We start from the raw sequence: 259 nt of genomic DNA, 5'->3' as shown, positions 1-259 counted from the left end.
CTTCCAAAGGATTGACTGGTTTTGCATCTGCTTCTATGTTCCCGCTGGAGTTCGAACCTTTAGCGGCACATACTTACACATCGTATTATGTTGAACAGAGAAAAGCACTTTCATTCTTCCGGTTTCCTCGCCATCTTACCGGGAATTACCCCGACAATGAAACCGGCAACAAAAAGGCCTTGTGTTCTTTTCAAAAACACAAGGCCCTCTACTGTATCAATTCCTTGCTGTGGGCATGAATGATTTCTCCACGCAATCC

1 protein-coding gene is annotated in these 259 nt (G+C 44.8%); it reads left to right on the top strand.

The window, feature by feature from the left end; all coding sequences use genetic code 11:
* On the top strand, positions 1 to 239 hold a 239-nt coding region (locus KVT28_RS25510; RefSeq protein ID WP_217551009.1), incomplete at its 5' end, for a hypothetical protein.
* Between the last annotated feature and the right edge of the window lie 20 nt (positions 240 to 259).

The organism is Pantoea sp. GbtcB22, assembly GCF_019091025.1.
GTDB classification, from domain to species: domain Bacteria; phylum Pseudomonadota; class Gammaproteobacteria; order Enterobacterales; family Enterobacteriaceae; genus Pantoea; species Pantoea leporis.
This window is presented reverse-complemented; position numbering and strand designations above follow the sequence as displayed.